The following is a 13,297-nucleotide window of genomic DNA, read 5'->3' as shown; positions in this document are numbered from 1 at the left end:
AATGCAGGACAAGATCGAAACCTCGGCCGAGGCCGCCGAAGCGGATGCCTTGCCGCGGTGCTATGAAGTTCACGCGGATTCAGAATCCGAATCCGGCGCTCAACCCTTGCCGGGGCAGCTGCAAAAACCGGTTGAGACCAAAAGCGCTGCGCAATGGGCGTATGAACGCCTGATCCTCTATATCCAGAACTTCGAGAAAACGCTGGACGGCGATCACGAGGTTGCAATGGGCTTTACCGGCGGAGACGCGGGCGTGATGCGTATTCAGGGGATGGGCTATTTCGACCCCGATATCATCACCTTCTTCGGCTCGGACGGATCGGGTGCGCGCACGCAGCTGGTACAGCATGTCAGCCAGTTGAACGTGATGCTGCGCGCCTTGCCCAAATCGGTCGAGGACAAGCCCGCCAATCGCATCGGATTTCGTCTGGCCGCAGATCTCGAAGACAGCTGACTTGCAATTCACGCCTGCACACCCTTGAATGCGTGCGTCATTCAAGGGTTTTCGCATGTCCATTTTCTCAACCGTTACAAATGCCTATTCCGGGGCCTGGGCAAGACGCTGGGTCTTTATGCCTATCTATCTGGCGGTACGGCTGCTGCTGATCGCGCTGGTCGCGCCCGGCGTCGCTCTGGCGGTCAATCTGGCGGTTTCGCTGTCCAATCAGACCGCGCTGACGGATCAGGATATCGCGGCCTTCATCCTCTCACCCGCCGGGTTCATCGCGGCCATCGTGGTGCTAAGCCTGTTTCTATTGGCCGAGGTGTTTGTTTTCGCGGTCATGGCAACCTCTTTGAGGATGGGAGGGGCCGATCCGTGGCGCGCGGGCAGCGCGGCGATCGGTTTGGTCCTGTCGCGCCTGCCATCGCTGTTTGGCTTTGCGGCTCGGTTCATTCTGCGGGTTTTGCTGTTGGCGCTGCCATTTCTGGCGGTCGCCGCCTTGATCGCATGGTGGACGCTGACCGAATACGACATCAACTACTACCTGACCTTCCACCCACCCGCCTTTTTGGTGGCTGTGGCCCTGATCGGCGTGATGGCTTTGGCCATGGCGTGGGTGTTGATCCGCAAGCTGTCGGCCTGGGCGCTGTCGCTTCATCTGGTGCTGTTCGAAAACGTCCACCCGGCGCATGTGTTCAACATCAGCGCCTCCCGGATGGAGGGCAAACGCGGGCGCCTGAAGCTGGCTTTGGTCGCATGGCTGGCGATGCGCCTTGCAATTGCGGCGGCGATTGCATGGTTGGCCGGGCTTTTGTTTGGACTGGTGCCGTTGCAAGGCAGCAGTAACCTGAAATTGGCGCTGACCTATAGCCTTGCCATCGCAGGGCTGTGGTCTCTGGCCGGGCTGGTTCTGGCGGCTTCTGCGCTGGGCGCATTGGCGGTTCTGCTGGACAAGTTCTTTGAACCTCAGACGGATGAGCCGCCCCACCCCGAGCCGCGCCGCCTTCAAGCCCCATTGTTTGCGACAGTTGGTCTTGCTGTGGTTGCCCTTCTACTGGGCGGTTGGTTTGGTCACACCTTACTGGAACGGGTTCAGGCCCCGGATCATGCGGATGTTATCGGCCACCGGGGGGCTGCGGCGCTGCGGCCCGAAAACACTATGGCCTCGGTTCTGAAAGCGATCGAAGATGGTGCCGATTGGGTTGAGATCGACGTGCAGGAAACGGCTGACGATGTTGTCATCGTGGCCCATGACAGTGATTTCATGAAATTGGCCGGAGTGCCGACCAAGGTCTGGGACGCCACGATGGAGGATGTGGAAACCATCGACATAGGCAGCTGGTTTGGCCCTGAATATGCCGATCAACGCACTCCAACCCTGCGGGATGTGCTGGAGGCCGCCAAAGGCAAATCCAAAGTCATCATCGAACTGAAATACTATGGCCATGACGTCGATCTGGAAAACCGGGTCGCAGCGTTGGTCGAAGAGTTCGAAATGCAGGACGACATCGCCACCATGTCGCTGAAGTATCCGGCCGTGCAAAAGATGAAGGCGCTGCGCCCGGATTGGCGCGCGGGTGTGTTGGCGGCGACGGCGGTGGGCAATCTGGCGGGGCTTGAGGGCGATTTTGTTGCGGTGAACGCGGCAACCGTGTCCCCGGGTCTGATCCGCTCGGTCCACACGGCGGGTAAGGAGATCTATGTCTGGACGGTGAATGACCCGCTGCAGATGTCGGCGATGGCCTCGATGGGGGTAGACGGGCTGATCACGGACCGCCCGGCCATGGCACGCGAGGTTCTGCGCGTCCGCGCCGAGATGGGCCCGGCGGAACGCGTGCTGCTGTGGCTGGCCACCACCTTTGGCATGACCGTCGATACCGAGGCGATGCGCGATGACAGCCCGTAAACTGGCTTTGGGCCTGTTCTTGCTGGCCAGCCCCGCCATGGCTCAAGACCTGATGCGCGCGGTCGAGATGCCCTCGCACCGTGCCCTGATCGCACAACGCGGCGATGCCGATCTGATCCCGTTCGAAACTGACGGATGCTCGGGCGGGTTGTCGGCAAGCTGGCGCTGGGTGGCCGATACGTTCCCACAGATCGGTGAGTTGTATCAAGAACACCCGCCTTGGGAGTATTGCTGCGTGACCCATGACCGCGCCTATCACGACGCTGGTGGTGCGCAGACGGCCTCCGACAGCTATGACGCGCGCCTCGCCGCCGATCAGGCTTTGCAGGCCTGTGTCGAAACTCATGGCGAGACCTACGCGCAGGCCTACGCGGAACGCTATGACATGACGCCGGATCAGATCCGCTCGGTCCATTCGCTGACTTCGGATGCCCTCTACGGTGCGGTCCGATTCGGTGGCGGCCCGTGCAGCGGCCTTCCGTGGCGGTGGGGATTTGGCTATCCGGGGTGTTTTGTGTTGGGTGACAGGGCCCCTGCGCTGGAATGACGTGGTGACAGGCCCGCAAATTTCGATTATCCAGCGGATAAACACGCGAATTGGGAATCTGAGACTCATGGCTGAACACAAGCACGGCGAAATGGACATCACCGTTCAAACCAAAACCTTTGACGGCTTTATCAAGGCCACTGTCTGGTGCTGCATCGCTATCGCAATACTGGCGTTCCTGCTGGCGCTTTACGCGTCCTAAATCTTTCGGGGTCGATTTTGTTCAGAATTTTGATCGCCTGCCTGCTGGCGGCAACAGTGGCTGGCTGCGCGGTATCAAAACGCCCCCAGGCAGATCAGGCCGAGATCGTATCGCGGTCCTACCGTGATCCGGGGCCATCGACCCTGACGCTCTATACGATGATCAGCACGCGCACCGGATCGGGCGCGCACACTTCGTTGATGATCAGCGGCAGTGAGCGGGTGATCTTTGACCCTGCAGGTTCGTTCAGGGCGGATGTTGTTCCGATGCGAGATGATGTTCTCTATGGCATCACTCCGGCGGTTGAGCGTGCCTATCGCAGCTCTCATGCGCGCGAGACGCATTATGCCCGTATCCAGACCATTCAGGTGACGCCGCAACAGGCCGAGATCGCGCTGCAACTGGCCAAGCAGACGGGTCCGGTGGCCGGGGCCTATTGCGCGAATTCGACCTCGCGGCTGTTGCAGCAGGTTCCGGGGCTGGAGCAGATCGACGTGACATTCTTTCCGGTCAAACTGTCCGAGCAGTTCGCCGAATTGCCGGGGGTTGTCACCGAAGAGTATCGCGAGAATGACGATGCGGATCTGCAAAAAGGTCTGGCGGCCAACAATGCTACCCTGAACCAGCTGGATGCAGTTTCAACCCAGTAAATACAGCAGACCGTAAAGTGTGGCCGCGCCTGAAAAGATCGCGGCCAGTACGTTTTTGGTGAACACTCCAACAGACAGCGCCACCGCCGCAGCTGCCATTCGGGCCACGTCCGGCTGGCCTTCGGTCGCTGCTGGCCAGACGACCAGCGGCGCGATCAGCGCGGGCAGGATGGCCACGGCGGTGTAGCGCAGGTGGCGCAGCAGCCAGGGTGGCATCGGGCGGTCTCCGACAAAGCCGATGAACACAAAGCGCAGGGCAAAGCTGCCGATGGCCAGACCGATAATGACAGTCCACATGGTGGTGGGGTCGATCTGGGTCATGCGCGTGCCTTTCTGCGATCCAGGATCACCTCGGTCTGAGCGCCCGCGATCATGCCCGCGGTTCCGGCGATCAGCAGGCCCAGATTGAACGGCACGCTCACGGCCAGCAACGACACGACCAGCGCCACAAAGGCCGCGATCACATGGGGCAGCGTCCGCATCATCGGCCCCAGCATGGCCAGAAAGGTAATCGGCAGGGCGAAATCCAAAGCCCAGCTTTCGGGAATTCGAGTGCCCAGAACAGCGCCAAGATAGGTCGCCAGAATCCAGCAGGGCGTGATCGGTGTGACCGAGCCGACGAAATAGGCCATGCGCTGCGGCACGGTCATCCTTGGCTCTTTCTCGAACTGCACGATCGAGCAGGCATAGGATTGATCAACTGTCAGATAGGCGGCGCAGGCCCTCTGCCACATTGGGGCGGCCCCAAGATATGGCGTCAGCGAGGCCGAATACATCGCCACCCGCAAATTCACCGCAAGGGCCGAGGCCAGAACGATGGCTGTCGGCGCGTTCTCCTGCAGCAATTGCAATGCGGTGAATTGCGCGGCCCCCGCGAAAACCGTGGCCGAGAAGGCGACGACCTGAACGATATCCAGCCCGGCCTCGGTGGCGAATACCCCGAACAGCGTGCCAAAGGGGATTGCGACAAAAACGAAGGGTGTCCCGTCGCGAAACCCTTTCCAGAAGTATGACTTGGATGTGGCGTCTGCCATGGCTAAATCCTATGGTATTCACAGCAGCAGTAGCGGTCTTGGGAAGGGGTTGCAATTGGTGAGAGAATTGGATGTCTCGGACTACATTATCGCCCCCGATCCTGGCGCGACCCGTCTGACCCGCGCCGTCGAAGGCGTGGACCAGAATGGCGAAGTCAGCCAGATTTCGGTGGTCGAGGAGCGGCCGCTGACGATCTTCCTCAATTCCCAGGAAATCGTGACCGCGATGACCATCGGCGACTATCCCGAGTATCTGGCGCTGGGCTTCCTGCGCAATCAGGGCATGTTGCTGGTGGATGACCAGATCACGCGGGTCGACTATGACGATGACCTTGAAACCGTGGTGGTGCGGACGGCGCGCGAGACCTCGTATGAGGACAAGCTGAAGAAAAAGACCCGCACCAGCGGTTGCGCCGTTGGCACGGTTTTTGGGGACATGATGGAGGGGTTGGAGGACGTGCGCTTGCCGCAGGTGTCGGTCCGGACCTCGTGGCTCTATGATCTGGCGGCCAAGATCAACCGCACGCCGTCTTTGTACCTTGAGGCCGGTGCGATCCATGGCACGGTTCTGTGCCGTGAAAACCGACCGCTTGTGTATATGGAAGACGTAGGTCGCCATAACGCCGTCGACAAAATCGCCGGCTGGATGCTGTCCGAGAATGAGACGGCAGAGGACAAGATCCTTTACACCACGGGGCGGCTGACCTCGGAAATGGTGATCAAGACGGCGATGATGGGCATTCCGGTTCTGGCCTCCAGGTCCGGCTTCACCGCCTGGGGCGTCGAGATCGCGCGCGAGGTCGGCCTGACCCTGATCGGCCGCATGCGCGGGCAGCGCTTTGTGTGCCTGTCCGGCGAGGATCGCCTACTGCGCGACGTGGACCCGGCAAGTGTGGCGGTCGAGGATAAGAAACATCGCAGGAAGAGCGCGGGATGAGTGCGGTTTCTTATCTTCTTTTCATCCCACCTTTTGTCCTCTCAGTTGGGTTCCTTTGGCTCATGTTCCGCATCCATGGCAGATATGAAGATTGCAAGAAAAAACTGGTCGAAAGCGTGGGGGCACAGGATGGAAAAACGCTGGAGGCTTTGGGTTGGCAAAGTCGTAGATATGTTCGAGCTTGGGAAACGTTTGCGGTGTGGTTGCCGGGATGGCAATCTGTTGGACATGACTACCAGGGCCAAATGCAGGACCTTCAGCGCGTATTGATCCGAGGATTGCCTGACGCTTTAGAGTTACCCGAAGAGACGCGAATTTCGGCGCGTAGATTTCGGCGTTACTTTTGCGCCTTTTCTGTTGTTGGTGTCCTCGTAGTTTTTTTGCCAGCCTATCTTAGCTTGAGCAGCGATCTGGCTGAACGTACAGGGATATCGACAAGCGTGTGGTACATTCTGTTTGGCCTTTGCTCCTGCGCATTGGTTTTTCTTCCAGTAGAGAAGTTCAAAAAATGGCCAGCAATTGAGGATACTCTATGACCAAACCCCTCGGAGTGATCCTTGCAGGTGGCCTTGCGACCCGGATGGGCGGTGGCGACAAAGGGCTTTTGCGGATCGGCGGGCAGAGCTTGTTGTCTCATGTCATCGGCCGGCTCGGCCCGCAGGTGGATGACCTCGCGTTGAACGCCAACGGAGACACCGCGCGGTTTGCGGAATTGAATCTGCCCGTTCTGCCGGATTCGATTGAGGGGTTTGCAGGCCCCCTGGCCGGTGTTCTGGCCGGGCTGGATTGGGCGGCAGAGCAGGGGGCTGACAGTATCGTCACCGCCGCCGCAGACACGCCGTTCTTCCCGCGTGATCTGGTGGCGCGGCTGACCGAGGCGGCTCAGGGTCAAACGCACCCTTTGGTCCTTGCCACGACGTCCCGCACCGGGGACGAGGCTTTGAAGTCAGGCGGCAAACGGGTCAACCGACACCCGACATTCGGCCTCTGGCCTGTGGCGCTGCGCGATGATTTGCGCGCTGCTTTGCGCGATGGGCTGCGCAAGGTTGTGCTGTGGACCGACAAGCATGATGGGCGCGAGGCGCTGTTTCCTGCAGACCCGTTCGATCCGTTCTTCAATGTCAACACACCGGACGACCTTGCGCGCGCTGAAAAACTGTTGGACCAGGCATGAGGGTTTACGGCGTCACCGGCTGGAAGAACGCAGGCAAAACCGGGCTGATGGAGAGACTGGTCGCCGAGATCACCGGACGCGGCTACACCGTCTCGACCGTCAAACACGCGCATCATTCCTTTGACGTCGACCAGCCGGGCCGCGACAGTCATCGTCACAGAATGGCAGGCGCGAGCGAGGTTCTGCTTGCCTCGGGCCAACGCGTCGCCCTCATGCAGGAGCTGCGCGGCGCGCAGGAGCCTACGCTGGCCTCTCTGCTGGCGCGCCTCTCGCCTGTCGATCTGGTGTTGATCGAGGGCTATAAACGCGAACGCCACCCCAAGGTCGAAGCCTTCCGCGCCGAGCCGGGCAATGACCTGATTGCCCCGTCGGATAACACGATCCGCGCTGTGGCCAGTGATACTCCGCTGGAGTTGGACCGACCCGTGTTCGATCTGAACGATACGGCGTCCATCGCGGATTTCATCCTCTCCGAGGTCGGTTTGTGAGCCTTTTCGACAGCTTTGCGATGGTCGATTGGTCCGGTGGCAACGACACTGGACCGCGCCCTCGCAAAGATGCCATCTGGGCCTGCGTGGTGCGCGACGGCGCAGTGCAGGCGTTGGACTATCTCCGCAACCGGGTGGTTGCCGAGGAGTGGCTGCACAGTCTGATCGACACTGAACTGTCTGCAGGTCGTCGCCTGATTCTGGGGTTTGATTTCCCCTTCGGCTATCCTGCAGGCTTTGCCAAGGCGATCACCGGAACACATGATCCGCTTGCGCTGTGGGACTGGTTTGAAGATCGGATTGAGGACTCTCCGAGCTCCAACAACCGCTTTGACCTCGCCGGTCGGATCAATTCGGGCTTTGGCGGTAAAGGCCCGTTCTGGATGAATGGCCTGCGGCGCGACATCATTGGTCTGCCGCGCACGAAACAGGACTATTACAACCCCTTTCCGGATCGACGCGCGGTCGAAGATTTGGCCAAAGGCAGCTTTACCTGCTGGCAAATGGCCGGGGCGGGGGCCGTCGGTGGGCAGGTGATGATGGGCCTGCCCGTGTTGAACCGGCTACGCCACGCCTTCGCGGGCAAAATCGCCATTTGGCCCTTTCAGCCGCTGGACAAGCCGGTGGCGTTTGTCGAGATCTGGCCCTCGCTCAACCTTGGTGCAGCGCCGCCGGATCGGATCAAGGATGCGTGGCAGGTCGAACAGGTTGCCTTGACTCTGCCGCGGATGACGGATCAGGAATTGGACAGACAGTTGAACGTTTCAGCCTCAGAGGAGGGGTGGATCTTGGGTGTAGCGCAGGACAAACCGAACATATCGCCTCCGCCATTGCGAAACGATTGTTTTGCCTTGCCCGCCGGGGTGAACTGGACGCCCGTAGATGACGCGCTCGCGTTGCTGCGGGACCGGTTGCGCCCTGTCACTGGGGCCGAGGTTGTGCCGCTTGCGCAGTCGATGGGCCGCGTTCTGGCCGAGGACGTGGTAGCGCAGCGTTCGAACCCGCCGCAGCCCAACACGGCAGTGGACGGCTATGGGTTCGCAGGCCCCGTGGCCGAAGGCGCGCAGGTGATGCCGCTGACCGAAGGGCGCGCCGCGGCGGGTATTCCGTTCGATGGCACGGTGCCTGCTGGCCGCGCGTTGCGCATCCTGACCGGCGCGGCCCTGCCCGAAGGCGTGGACACGGTCATCTTGGAAGAGGACGTGACGGTTCAGGACGGCCACATAGCCTTTCACGGCCCGTTGAAACAGGGCGCAAATACGCGCCGTGCGGGTGAGGATATTGCAGCGGGTGAGGTGGCCCTGACAGCCGGTCGCAAGCTGACACCGGCCGACATGGCGCTTTTGTCGGCGGTCGGTATTTCCGAGGTGGCCGTGCGCAAACCTCTGCGCGTGGCCGTTCTGTCCACCGGAGATGAACTTATAGAGCCCGGCGAGACAGCTGGCATCGGGCAGATATATGACGCGAACCGGCCCATGCTTCTTTCTTTGATCAACCGCATGGGATTTGTGCCGGTCGACCTGGGGCGTGTTGCCGATGACCGCGAAACCCTGCGGGCGAGGTTGGATGAGGCCTCAACGCAGGCCGATGTGATCCTGACCAGTGGCGGCGCTTCGGCCGGGGATGAGGACCATGTCTCAGCCCTGCTGCGCGCGGCGGGCGCGATGCAGGAATGGCGGATCGCGCTCAAACCCGGTCGCCCTCTGGCGTTGGGCATGTGGTCGGGCACGCCGGTCTTTGGCCTGCCCGGCAACCCGGTGGCCGCAATGGTCTGTACCTTGATCTTCGCACGCCCGGCCTTGTGCCAGATGTCGGGGCAGGGATGGGCAGAACCGCAGGGATACGAAGTGCCTGCCGCGTTCGAGAAACGCAAGAAACCCGGCCGCCGCGAATATCTGCGCGCCCGTATACGCGATGGACGGGTCGAGGTTTTCCACTCGGAAGGTTCGGGCCGGATCAGCGGGCTAAGCTGGGCCGAGGGGCTGGTCGAGATCGAAGACGGCGCGCGCCACATTCAACCGGGTGATCCGGTACGCTTCATCCCTTACGGCAGTTTTGGGCTGTGACGGTCACGGTCTCCAAAGGCTTTAGCGAGGTTGAAAGGCCCCAAGCCGCAGCCCTGTTCTGGCAGGCCTTTGCGGCCAAGCTGCACAAGGTGATGGGCCCCGATGAAAAAGGGCTGGCCTTCTTTGAAACGGCCCTCGACCCGGAATTCGCGCTGGTTGCGCGCGACACCGATGGCCGGATGCTGGGCCTTGCGGGCTTCAAGACCAACAAAGGCGGCTTGGCGGGCGGCAGCCTGTCAGACCTCGCAAGCGTCTATGGCTGGTTTGGGGCGCTCTGGCGCGGAGTGGTTCTGAGCGTGTTGGAACGTGATCTGCAGCCCGGTGTGTTCCAGATGGACGGCATCTTTGTCGCGGCTGAGGCCCGAGGGCAGGGCATAGGCACAACGTTGCTTTCTGCCATCAAGGCCGAGGCGCAGCGCCGTGGTATGGCCGAGGTGCAACTGGATGTGATTGACACCAACCCCCGCGCACAGGCCCTATACGAACGCGAGGGGTTCAAACCCGTGGGTGTCGAGAAGACCGGCCCGTTCCGGCACCTGTTCGGCTTCAGCCGCGCCACCAAGATGCGCTGGCCTGTGCCTGCTACCTAGTCAAAGGTACCGGCTACACGTCCCAACAGCATGAAGGCCCGCGCGGTCCTTGTGTCGCCAAGGGCGGTCAGTTCCGCGTCGCTGGCATTGGCTTCGAATTCGACGATCATATTGTCGAACCGGCGCAGGAAATGGTGTGCGGCATCCCGGAAGATTGGGTCCTGTTTCATCCGCGCCGCCGTCAGCGCCAGCGACGAACGATCCCGAATCCCTCCCAAAGTCGCGACCGAGCGTCCACGTGCGCCCTGCGCAAACTGACGCCAGATTTCGGGGCGTGCCATATCGGGGCGGAGGTCATCCATATAGATGCCCTCTTGGCTGAGCAGGGTCAGAACATCCTGCGAGGCCTGCACCAGTTTGGAGGCTTTTCGATCCTTCAACGCCATCCGCAGCGCGGTGAACCCTTCGATATCTTTCTCGGTCTCGGGGAAGTTCAGCGCGCGGATGAAAGTATCGGTGGTCAGCGGCGGCGTGATCTCTTCGGCGGTGGTGCCAAGCGCCAGTGAGGTCTGACCGCCGGGCGCAGGTGGGTTGGCCTGCATGGGTTCACGTCGCTTGCTGGAGAAAGTGGCCAGAGCGTCCTCGGCCTTTTTCGTCACAGCGGCGATTTCGTCCAGCTTCCTGGACACTGTCGGCTCATACGAGCTGGCGGCGCGCTGTTGCTGAACGACATAGGCCTGACGGATCGCGTCAATCGCGGTTTGCAACCGGGCGCTTTCCTCGCGCATGACGCGGCTGGCGCGCATCGCCGTTGCGGCAACCCAGATCATGGCCACCGGAAGGAAAACCGCCAACAGGGTCACAATGAACCCGCCGCCTTGTGTCTGGTCGGGCAGCACAAGGAACAGGACCGAGACCACCAGCCAGATGACACTCAGCACCCCGGCGGCAATCTCGATCGAGGTTACAGACGGGCGCTGAGGGCGATCATAGATGCCCAGCGAAGTTGGCCGTTCGCTTTCCTGGTCAGGTTGTGGCCCCGACATGACAGACCCTCCGGGTCAGGCGAATTCGATGTTGAGAACTTCGTAAGAGCGGACACCACCGGGGGTGCGCACCTCGACACTGTCGCCTTCGTCCTTGCCGATCAGGGCACGGGCCATGGGCGATTTGATGTTCAGCAGGCCTTTTTCGATATTGGCCTCGTACTCACCCACGATCTGCCAGGTCTTTTCCTCGTCGGTGTCTTCATCGACCAGCGTGACCTTGGCGCCGAACTTGATCGCACCCGACAGTTTGGCCGGATCAATCACGTCAGCCAGCGACAGGATGCCTTCAAGCTCTTTGATGCGGCCTTCGATGAAGCCCTGCTTTTCCCGGGCCGAGTGGTATTCGGCGTTTTCCTTCAAATCGCCCAGTTCGCGGGCCGAAGCGATGGCTTCGATGATCGCCGGGCGCTCGACGGATTTGAGGTTTTTCAGCTCCGCCTCGAGCGCGGCATTGCCCGCGGGCGTCATTGGAATCTTTTCCATAATCTAGTTGTCCACGCATAAATTGAGCCGCCCCGCCGCGGGGAAAGCGTCGGGGCGAATGATGGGTCGTTCAATACCTGACCCAAATGGAGCGTGAATTGCAAGAGGCCAAGAGGACGTCACACGTCGATTTGCGACTTAACGCCGTTCCGCCGGGGCGGTTCGCGCCTGTGGCGGTGATCCGGGGGATTGTCTCTGCGCCACCGCTGGGACGGGGTGCAGAGCCACAACATCTCAATCATATTGTACCACCTCGAACTCGATCCCGTTGTCATCGTCGAAATAGAACCTTTTGCCCGGCTCATAGTCGGCGTGGTTATGCGGAGTGAAGCCTGCGGCGCGCACTTTGGCCTCGGTCGCTGCGATATCCTCGACCAGAACGCCCACATGGTTCAGGCCGCCGACCACGTCATAGCTGCTTTCGTTCGATGGCTCGGGGTGTTCGGGGCGGTAAAGGGCAAGATAGGTGTGTTTGGTGCCCACATGCACGGTATAGCCGCCCGCCATCGCGGCCCCTTCCCAGCGGATGTCCCAATCAAAAACCTCGTGCATCCAGGCGGCCGAGGCTTTGGGGTCATTGACGGTGAAATTGGTGTGTTCAAGCGTGGCCATCATGGCAGGTCCTTTCGTTTTTCTGGCTTGTCACGACTCAGCGTAATTTCTAAACCTAACTTTAGGTCAAGGTATTTTTTGCGAGGGTGAAATGGCAGCTTCCGAAGGTCTGGCAATTGGCGCTTTGGCGCGGCGTACCGGGTTGGCGGTGTCGGCGATCCGGTATTATGAGGCGCAGGGGTTGATCTCGCCCTGGCGCAATGCAGGCGGGCAGCGGCGGTATCAGCGGGCCGATATCAGGCGGTTGAGCTTTGTGATGATCGCCCAGCAATTCGGCCTGACCCTGCCCGAGATCCGTGAAGTGCTATCGGGCCTGCCCGGCAACCGAACCCCGACGCCGCAAGACTGGAAAGACATTAGCGTCACGTTGCGCACTCATCTGGACCAGCGAATCAATACGCTGACGCGATTGCGCGACAATCTGGACGGCTGCATCGGGTGTGGGTGCCTCAGCCTGCCGAAATGCGCCCTTTACAACCCTGATGACCGCGCCAAGTCACATGGTAGCGGTCCCAGATACCTTATGGGCGACTCGCCAAACGCGTGAAGTGTCGAATAGCGGCATAGTTACGCCGTGTTTCGATTGACCTGAGTCTTTCTCACCATGTAATCAGCCGGGAAACAAAATTGCGCGGACCGCACGAGAAAAGCGCCAATTCGGAAAGTTAGCTAAGGAGCCCGCGATGGCCGAGATTGAACGCGAAGCGATGGAATACGATGTGGTGATCGTGGGCGCTGGCCCTGCGGGCCTGTCGGCGGCCATTCGTCTGAAACAGCTGGATGCCGACCTGAATGTCGTGGTTCTGGAAAAGGGCTCGGAAGTGGGCGCGCATATTCTGTCGGGCGCGGTGCTGGACCCCTGCGGTCTGGATGCTCTGATCCCGGACTGGAAAGACAAAGGCGCACCGCTGAACACGCCGGTGAACGAAGATAACTTCTACATGCTGGGTGAGGCCGGAAAGCTGCGCATTCCTAATGCACCCATGCCGCCACTGATGAACAACCACGGCAACTACATCGTCTCGATGGGCAATGTCTGCCGTTGGATGGCCGAGCAAGCCGAAGAGCTGGGCGTGGAAATCTTCCCCGGCATGGCCTGCTCCGAGCTGGTCTACGGCGAAAACGGCGAAGTCAAAGGCGTGGTGGCCGGTGTCTTTGGTCTGGAAGCAGACGGCTC

The 13,297-nt window shown here is 60.8% G+C and carries 18 protein-coding genes; 13 read left to right on the top strand and 5 right to left on the bottom strand.

The annotated features are described in order from the left end of the window. Position 1: 1 nt before the first annotated feature. The 5 genes from AC2FD8_RS16930 to AC2FD8_RS16910 all read left to right on the top strand — a co-directional run bounded on the left by AC2FD8_RS16930 (position 2) and on the right by AC2FD8_RS16910 (position 3,747). On the top strand, positions 2-454 hold the full coding sequence (locus tag AC2FD8_RS16930; RefSeq protein ID WP_496858059.1) for a DUF6173 family protein: 453 nt from the start codon (positions 2-4) through the stop codon (positions 452-454). Between the two features lie 55 nt (positions 455-509). Further along, positions 510-2,348 (top strand): glycerophosphodiester phosphodiesterase family protein, encoded by a 1,839-nt coding sequence (locus AC2FD8_RS16925; RefSeq protein ID WP_496858057.1) that lies wholly within the window; start codon positions 510-512, stop codon positions 2,346-2,348. Further along, positions 2,335-2,895, top strand: coding sequence for a hypothetical protein (locus tag AC2FD8_RS16920; protein WP_496858055.1), 561 nt, complete (start codon positions 2,335-2,337; stop codon positions 2,893-2,895). The genes AC2FD8_RS16925 and AC2FD8_RS16920 overlap by 14 nt, the downstream gene beginning before the upstream one ends. Before the next feature lie 67 nt (positions 2,896-2,962). Further along, complete coding sequence (locus AC2FD8_RS16915) at positions 2,963-3,097, top strand: aa3-type cytochrome c oxidase subunit IV (protein WP_496858053.1); 135 nt, start codon at positions 2,963-2,965, stop codon at positions 3,095-3,097. A 17-nt stretch (positions 3,098-3,114) separates the two neighbouring features. Continuing rightward, positions 3,115-3,747 (top strand): hypothetical protein, encoded by a 633-nt coding sequence (locus tag AC2FD8_RS16910; protein WP_496858052.1) that lies wholly within the window; start codon positions 3,115-3,117, stop codon positions 3,745-3,747. Here the strand turns inward: AC2FD8_RS16910 and AC2FD8_RS16905 are convergent. Together AC2FD8_RS16905 and AC2FD8_RS16900 are read right to left on the bottom strand one after the other, a co-directional pair. Next, positions 3,736-4,068: an AzlD domain-containing protein gene (locus AC2FD8_RS16905; RefSeq protein ID WP_496858050.1), complete on the bottom strand. Its 333-nt coding sequence runs from the start codon at positions 4,066-4,068 to the stop codon at positions 3,736-3,738. The two genes, AC2FD8_RS16910 and AC2FD8_RS16905, sit on opposite strands and share 12 nt — an antisense overlap. Continuing rightward, positions 4,065-4,781: an AzlC family ABC transporter permease gene (locus AC2FD8_RS16900; RefSeq protein WP_496858048.1), complete on the bottom strand. Its 717-nt coding sequence runs from the start codon at positions 4,779-4,781 to the stop codon at positions 4,065-4,067. The genes AC2FD8_RS16905 and AC2FD8_RS16900 overlap by 4 nt, the downstream gene beginning before the upstream one ends. Here AC2FD8_RS16900 and AC2FD8_RS16895 point away from each other — a divergent pair. Genes AC2FD8_RS16895 through AC2FD8_RS16870 form a run of 6 tightly spaced genes read left to right on the top strand, consistent with a single transcriptional unit; the run spans position 4,780 to position 10,036 of the window. Further along, complete coding sequence (locus tag AC2FD8_RS16895) at positions 4,780-5,718, top strand: formate dehydrogenase accessory sulfurtransferase FdhD (RefSeq protein WP_496858046.1); 939 nt, start codon at positions 4,780-4,782, stop codon at positions 5,716-5,718. The genes AC2FD8_RS16900 and AC2FD8_RS16895 overlap by 2 nt on opposite strands. Then, positions 5,715-6,254: a hypothetical protein gene (locus tag AC2FD8_RS16890; protein ID WP_496858044.1), complete on the top strand. Its 540-nt coding sequence runs from the start codon at positions 5,715-5,717 to the stop codon at positions 6,252-6,254. Before AC2FD8_RS16895 ends, AC2FD8_RS16890 begins: the two co-directional genes overlap by 4 nt. Then, on the top strand, positions 6,251-6,892 hold the full coding sequence (gene mobA / locus AC2FD8_RS16885; RefSeq protein WP_496858042.1) for a molybdenum cofactor guanylyltransferase MobA: 642 nt from the start codon (positions 6,251-6,253) through the stop codon (positions 6,890-6,892). The genes AC2FD8_RS16890 and mobA overlap by 4 nt, the downstream gene beginning before the upstream one ends. After that, positions 6,889-7,380: a molybdopterin-guanine dinucleotide biosynthesis protein B gene (mobB, locus tag AC2FD8_RS16880; RefSeq protein WP_496858040.1), complete on the top strand. Its 492-nt coding sequence runs from the start codon at positions 6,889-6,891 to the stop codon at positions 7,378-7,380. Before mobA ends, mobB begins: the two co-directional genes overlap by 4 nt. Positions 7,381-7,400: 20 nt before the next feature. Then, the gene (locus AC2FD8_RS16875) at positions 7,401-9,446 is read left to right on the top strand and encodes a molybdopterin-binding protein (protein ID WP_496858243.1); all 2,046 of its coding nucleotides are present in this window, start codon (positions 7,401-7,403) and stop codon (positions 9,444-9,446) included. Further along, positions 9,443-10,036, top strand: a complete 594-nt coding sequence (locus AC2FD8_RS16870) for a GNAT family N-acetyltransferase (RefSeq protein WP_496858038.1) — start codon at positions 9,443-9,445, stop codon at positions 10,034-10,036. The genes AC2FD8_RS16875 and AC2FD8_RS16870 overlap by 4 nt, the downstream gene beginning before the upstream one ends. Here the strand turns inward: AC2FD8_RS16870 and AC2FD8_RS16865 are convergent. The 3 genes from AC2FD8_RS16865 to AC2FD8_RS16855 form a co-directional block, all read right to left on the bottom strand. Beyond that, on the bottom strand, positions 10,033-11,022 hold the full coding sequence (locus AC2FD8_RS16865; protein ID WP_496858036.1) for a hypothetical protein: 990 nt from the start codon (positions 11,020-11,022) through the stop codon (positions 10,033-10,035). The two genes, AC2FD8_RS16870 and AC2FD8_RS16865, sit on opposite strands and share 4 nt — an antisense overlap. Before the next feature lie 15 nt (positions 11,023-11,037). After that, positions 11,038-11,508, bottom strand: coding sequence for a transcription elongation factor GreA (gene greA / locus AC2FD8_RS16860; protein ID WP_170379061.1), 471 nt, complete (start codon positions 11,506-11,508; stop codon positions 11,038-11,040). Between the two features lie 234 nt (positions 11,509-11,742). Continuing rightward, the gene (locus AC2FD8_RS16855) at positions 11,743-12,123 is read right to left on the bottom strand and encodes a VOC family protein (protein WP_496858034.1); all 381 of its coding nucleotides are present in this window, start codon (positions 12,121-12,123) and stop codon (positions 11,743-11,745) included. A gap of 88 nt (positions 12,124-12,211) precedes the next feature. On the opposite strand from AC2FD8_RS16855, the gene soxR reads away from it, so the two are divergent. Together soxR and AC2FD8_RS16845 are read left to right on the top strand one after the other, a co-directional pair. Then, on the top strand, positions 12,212-12,667 hold the full coding sequence (gene soxR / locus AC2FD8_RS16850) for a redox-sensitive transcriptional activator SoxR (RefSeq protein WP_496858032.1): 456 nt from the start codon (positions 12,212-12,214) through the stop codon (positions 12,665-12,667). 136 nt (positions 12,668-12,803) lie between these two features. After that, the coding region (locus AC2FD8_RS16845; RefSeq protein ID WP_496858030.1) for an NAD(P)/FAD-dependent oxidoreductase at positions 12,804-13,297 on the top strand (494 nt) is incomplete at its 3' end.

The sequence above is a fragment of the Ruegeria sp. YTSC192 genome, from assembly GCF_059609705.1.
Note: the sequence above shows the minus strand (reverse complement) of the source record. Positions and strands in the feature narration are given on the sequence as shown.

What these genes read in the sequence shown, in the direction of transcription:
- AC2FD8_RS16930 (WP_496858059.1), top strand. Translation starts at nt 2, where the DNA reads ATGCAGGACAAGATCGAAACCTCGGCCGAGGCCGCCGAAGCGGATGCC.
- AC2FD8_RS16925 (WP_496858057.1), top strand. Translation starts at nt 510, where the DNA reads ATGTCCATTTTCTCAACCGTTACAAATGCCTATTCCGGGGCCTGGGCA.
- AC2FD8_RS16920 (WP_496858055.1), top strand. Translation starts at nt 2,335, where the DNA reads ATGACAGCCCGTAAACTGGCTTTGGGCCTGTTCTTGCTGGCCAGCCCC.
- AC2FD8_RS16915 (WP_496858053.1), top strand. Translation starts at nt 2,963, where the DNA reads ATGGCTGAACACAAGCACGGCGAAATGGACATCACCGTTCAAACCAAA.
- AC2FD8_RS16905 (WP_496858050.1), bottom strand. Translation starts at nt 4,068, where the DNA reads ATGACCCAGATCGACCCCACCACCATGTGGACTGTCATTATCGGTCTG.
- AC2FD8_RS16895 (WP_496858046.1), top strand. Translation starts at nt 4,780, where the DNA reads ATGGCTAAATCCTATGGTATTCACAGCAGCAGTAGCGGTCTTGGGAAG.
- AC2FD8_RS16900 (WP_496858048.1), bottom strand. Translation starts at nt 4,781, where the DNA reads ATGGCAGACGCCACATCCAAGTCATACTTCTGGAAAGGGTTTCGCGAC.
- AC2FD8_RS16890 (WP_496858044.1), top strand. Translation starts at nt 5,715, where the DNA reads ATGAGTGCGGTTTCTTATCTTCTTTTCATCCCACCTTTTGTCCTCTCA.
- mobA (WP_496858042.1), top strand. Translation starts at nt 6,251, where the DNA reads ATGACCAAACCCCTCGGAGTGATCCTTGCAGGTGGCCTTGCGACCCGG.
- mobB (WP_496858040.1), top strand. Translation starts at nt 6,889, where the DNA reads ATGAGGGTTTACGGCGTCACCGGCTGGAAGAACGCAGGCAAAACCGGG.
- AC2FD8_RS16875 (WP_496858243.1), top strand. Translation starts at nt 7,401, where the DNA reads ATGGTCGATTGGTCCGGTGGCAACGACACTGGACCGCGCCCTCGCAAA.
- AC2FD8_RS16865 (WP_496858036.1), bottom strand. Translation starts at nt 11,022, where the DNA reads ATGTCGGGGCCACAACCTGACCAGGAAAGCGAACGGCCAACTTCGCTG.
- greA (WP_170379061.1), bottom strand. Translation starts at nt 11,508, where the DNA reads ATGGAAAAGATTCCAATGACGCCCGCGGGCAATGCCGCGCTCGAGGCG.
- AC2FD8_RS16855 (WP_496858034.1), bottom strand. Translation starts at nt 12,123, where the DNA reads ATGATGGCCACGCTTGAACACACCAATTTCACCGTCAATGACCCCAAA.
- soxR (WP_496858032.1), top strand. Translation starts at nt 12,212, where the DNA reads ATGGCAGCTTCCGAAGGTCTGGCAATTGGCGCTTTGGCGCGGCGTACC.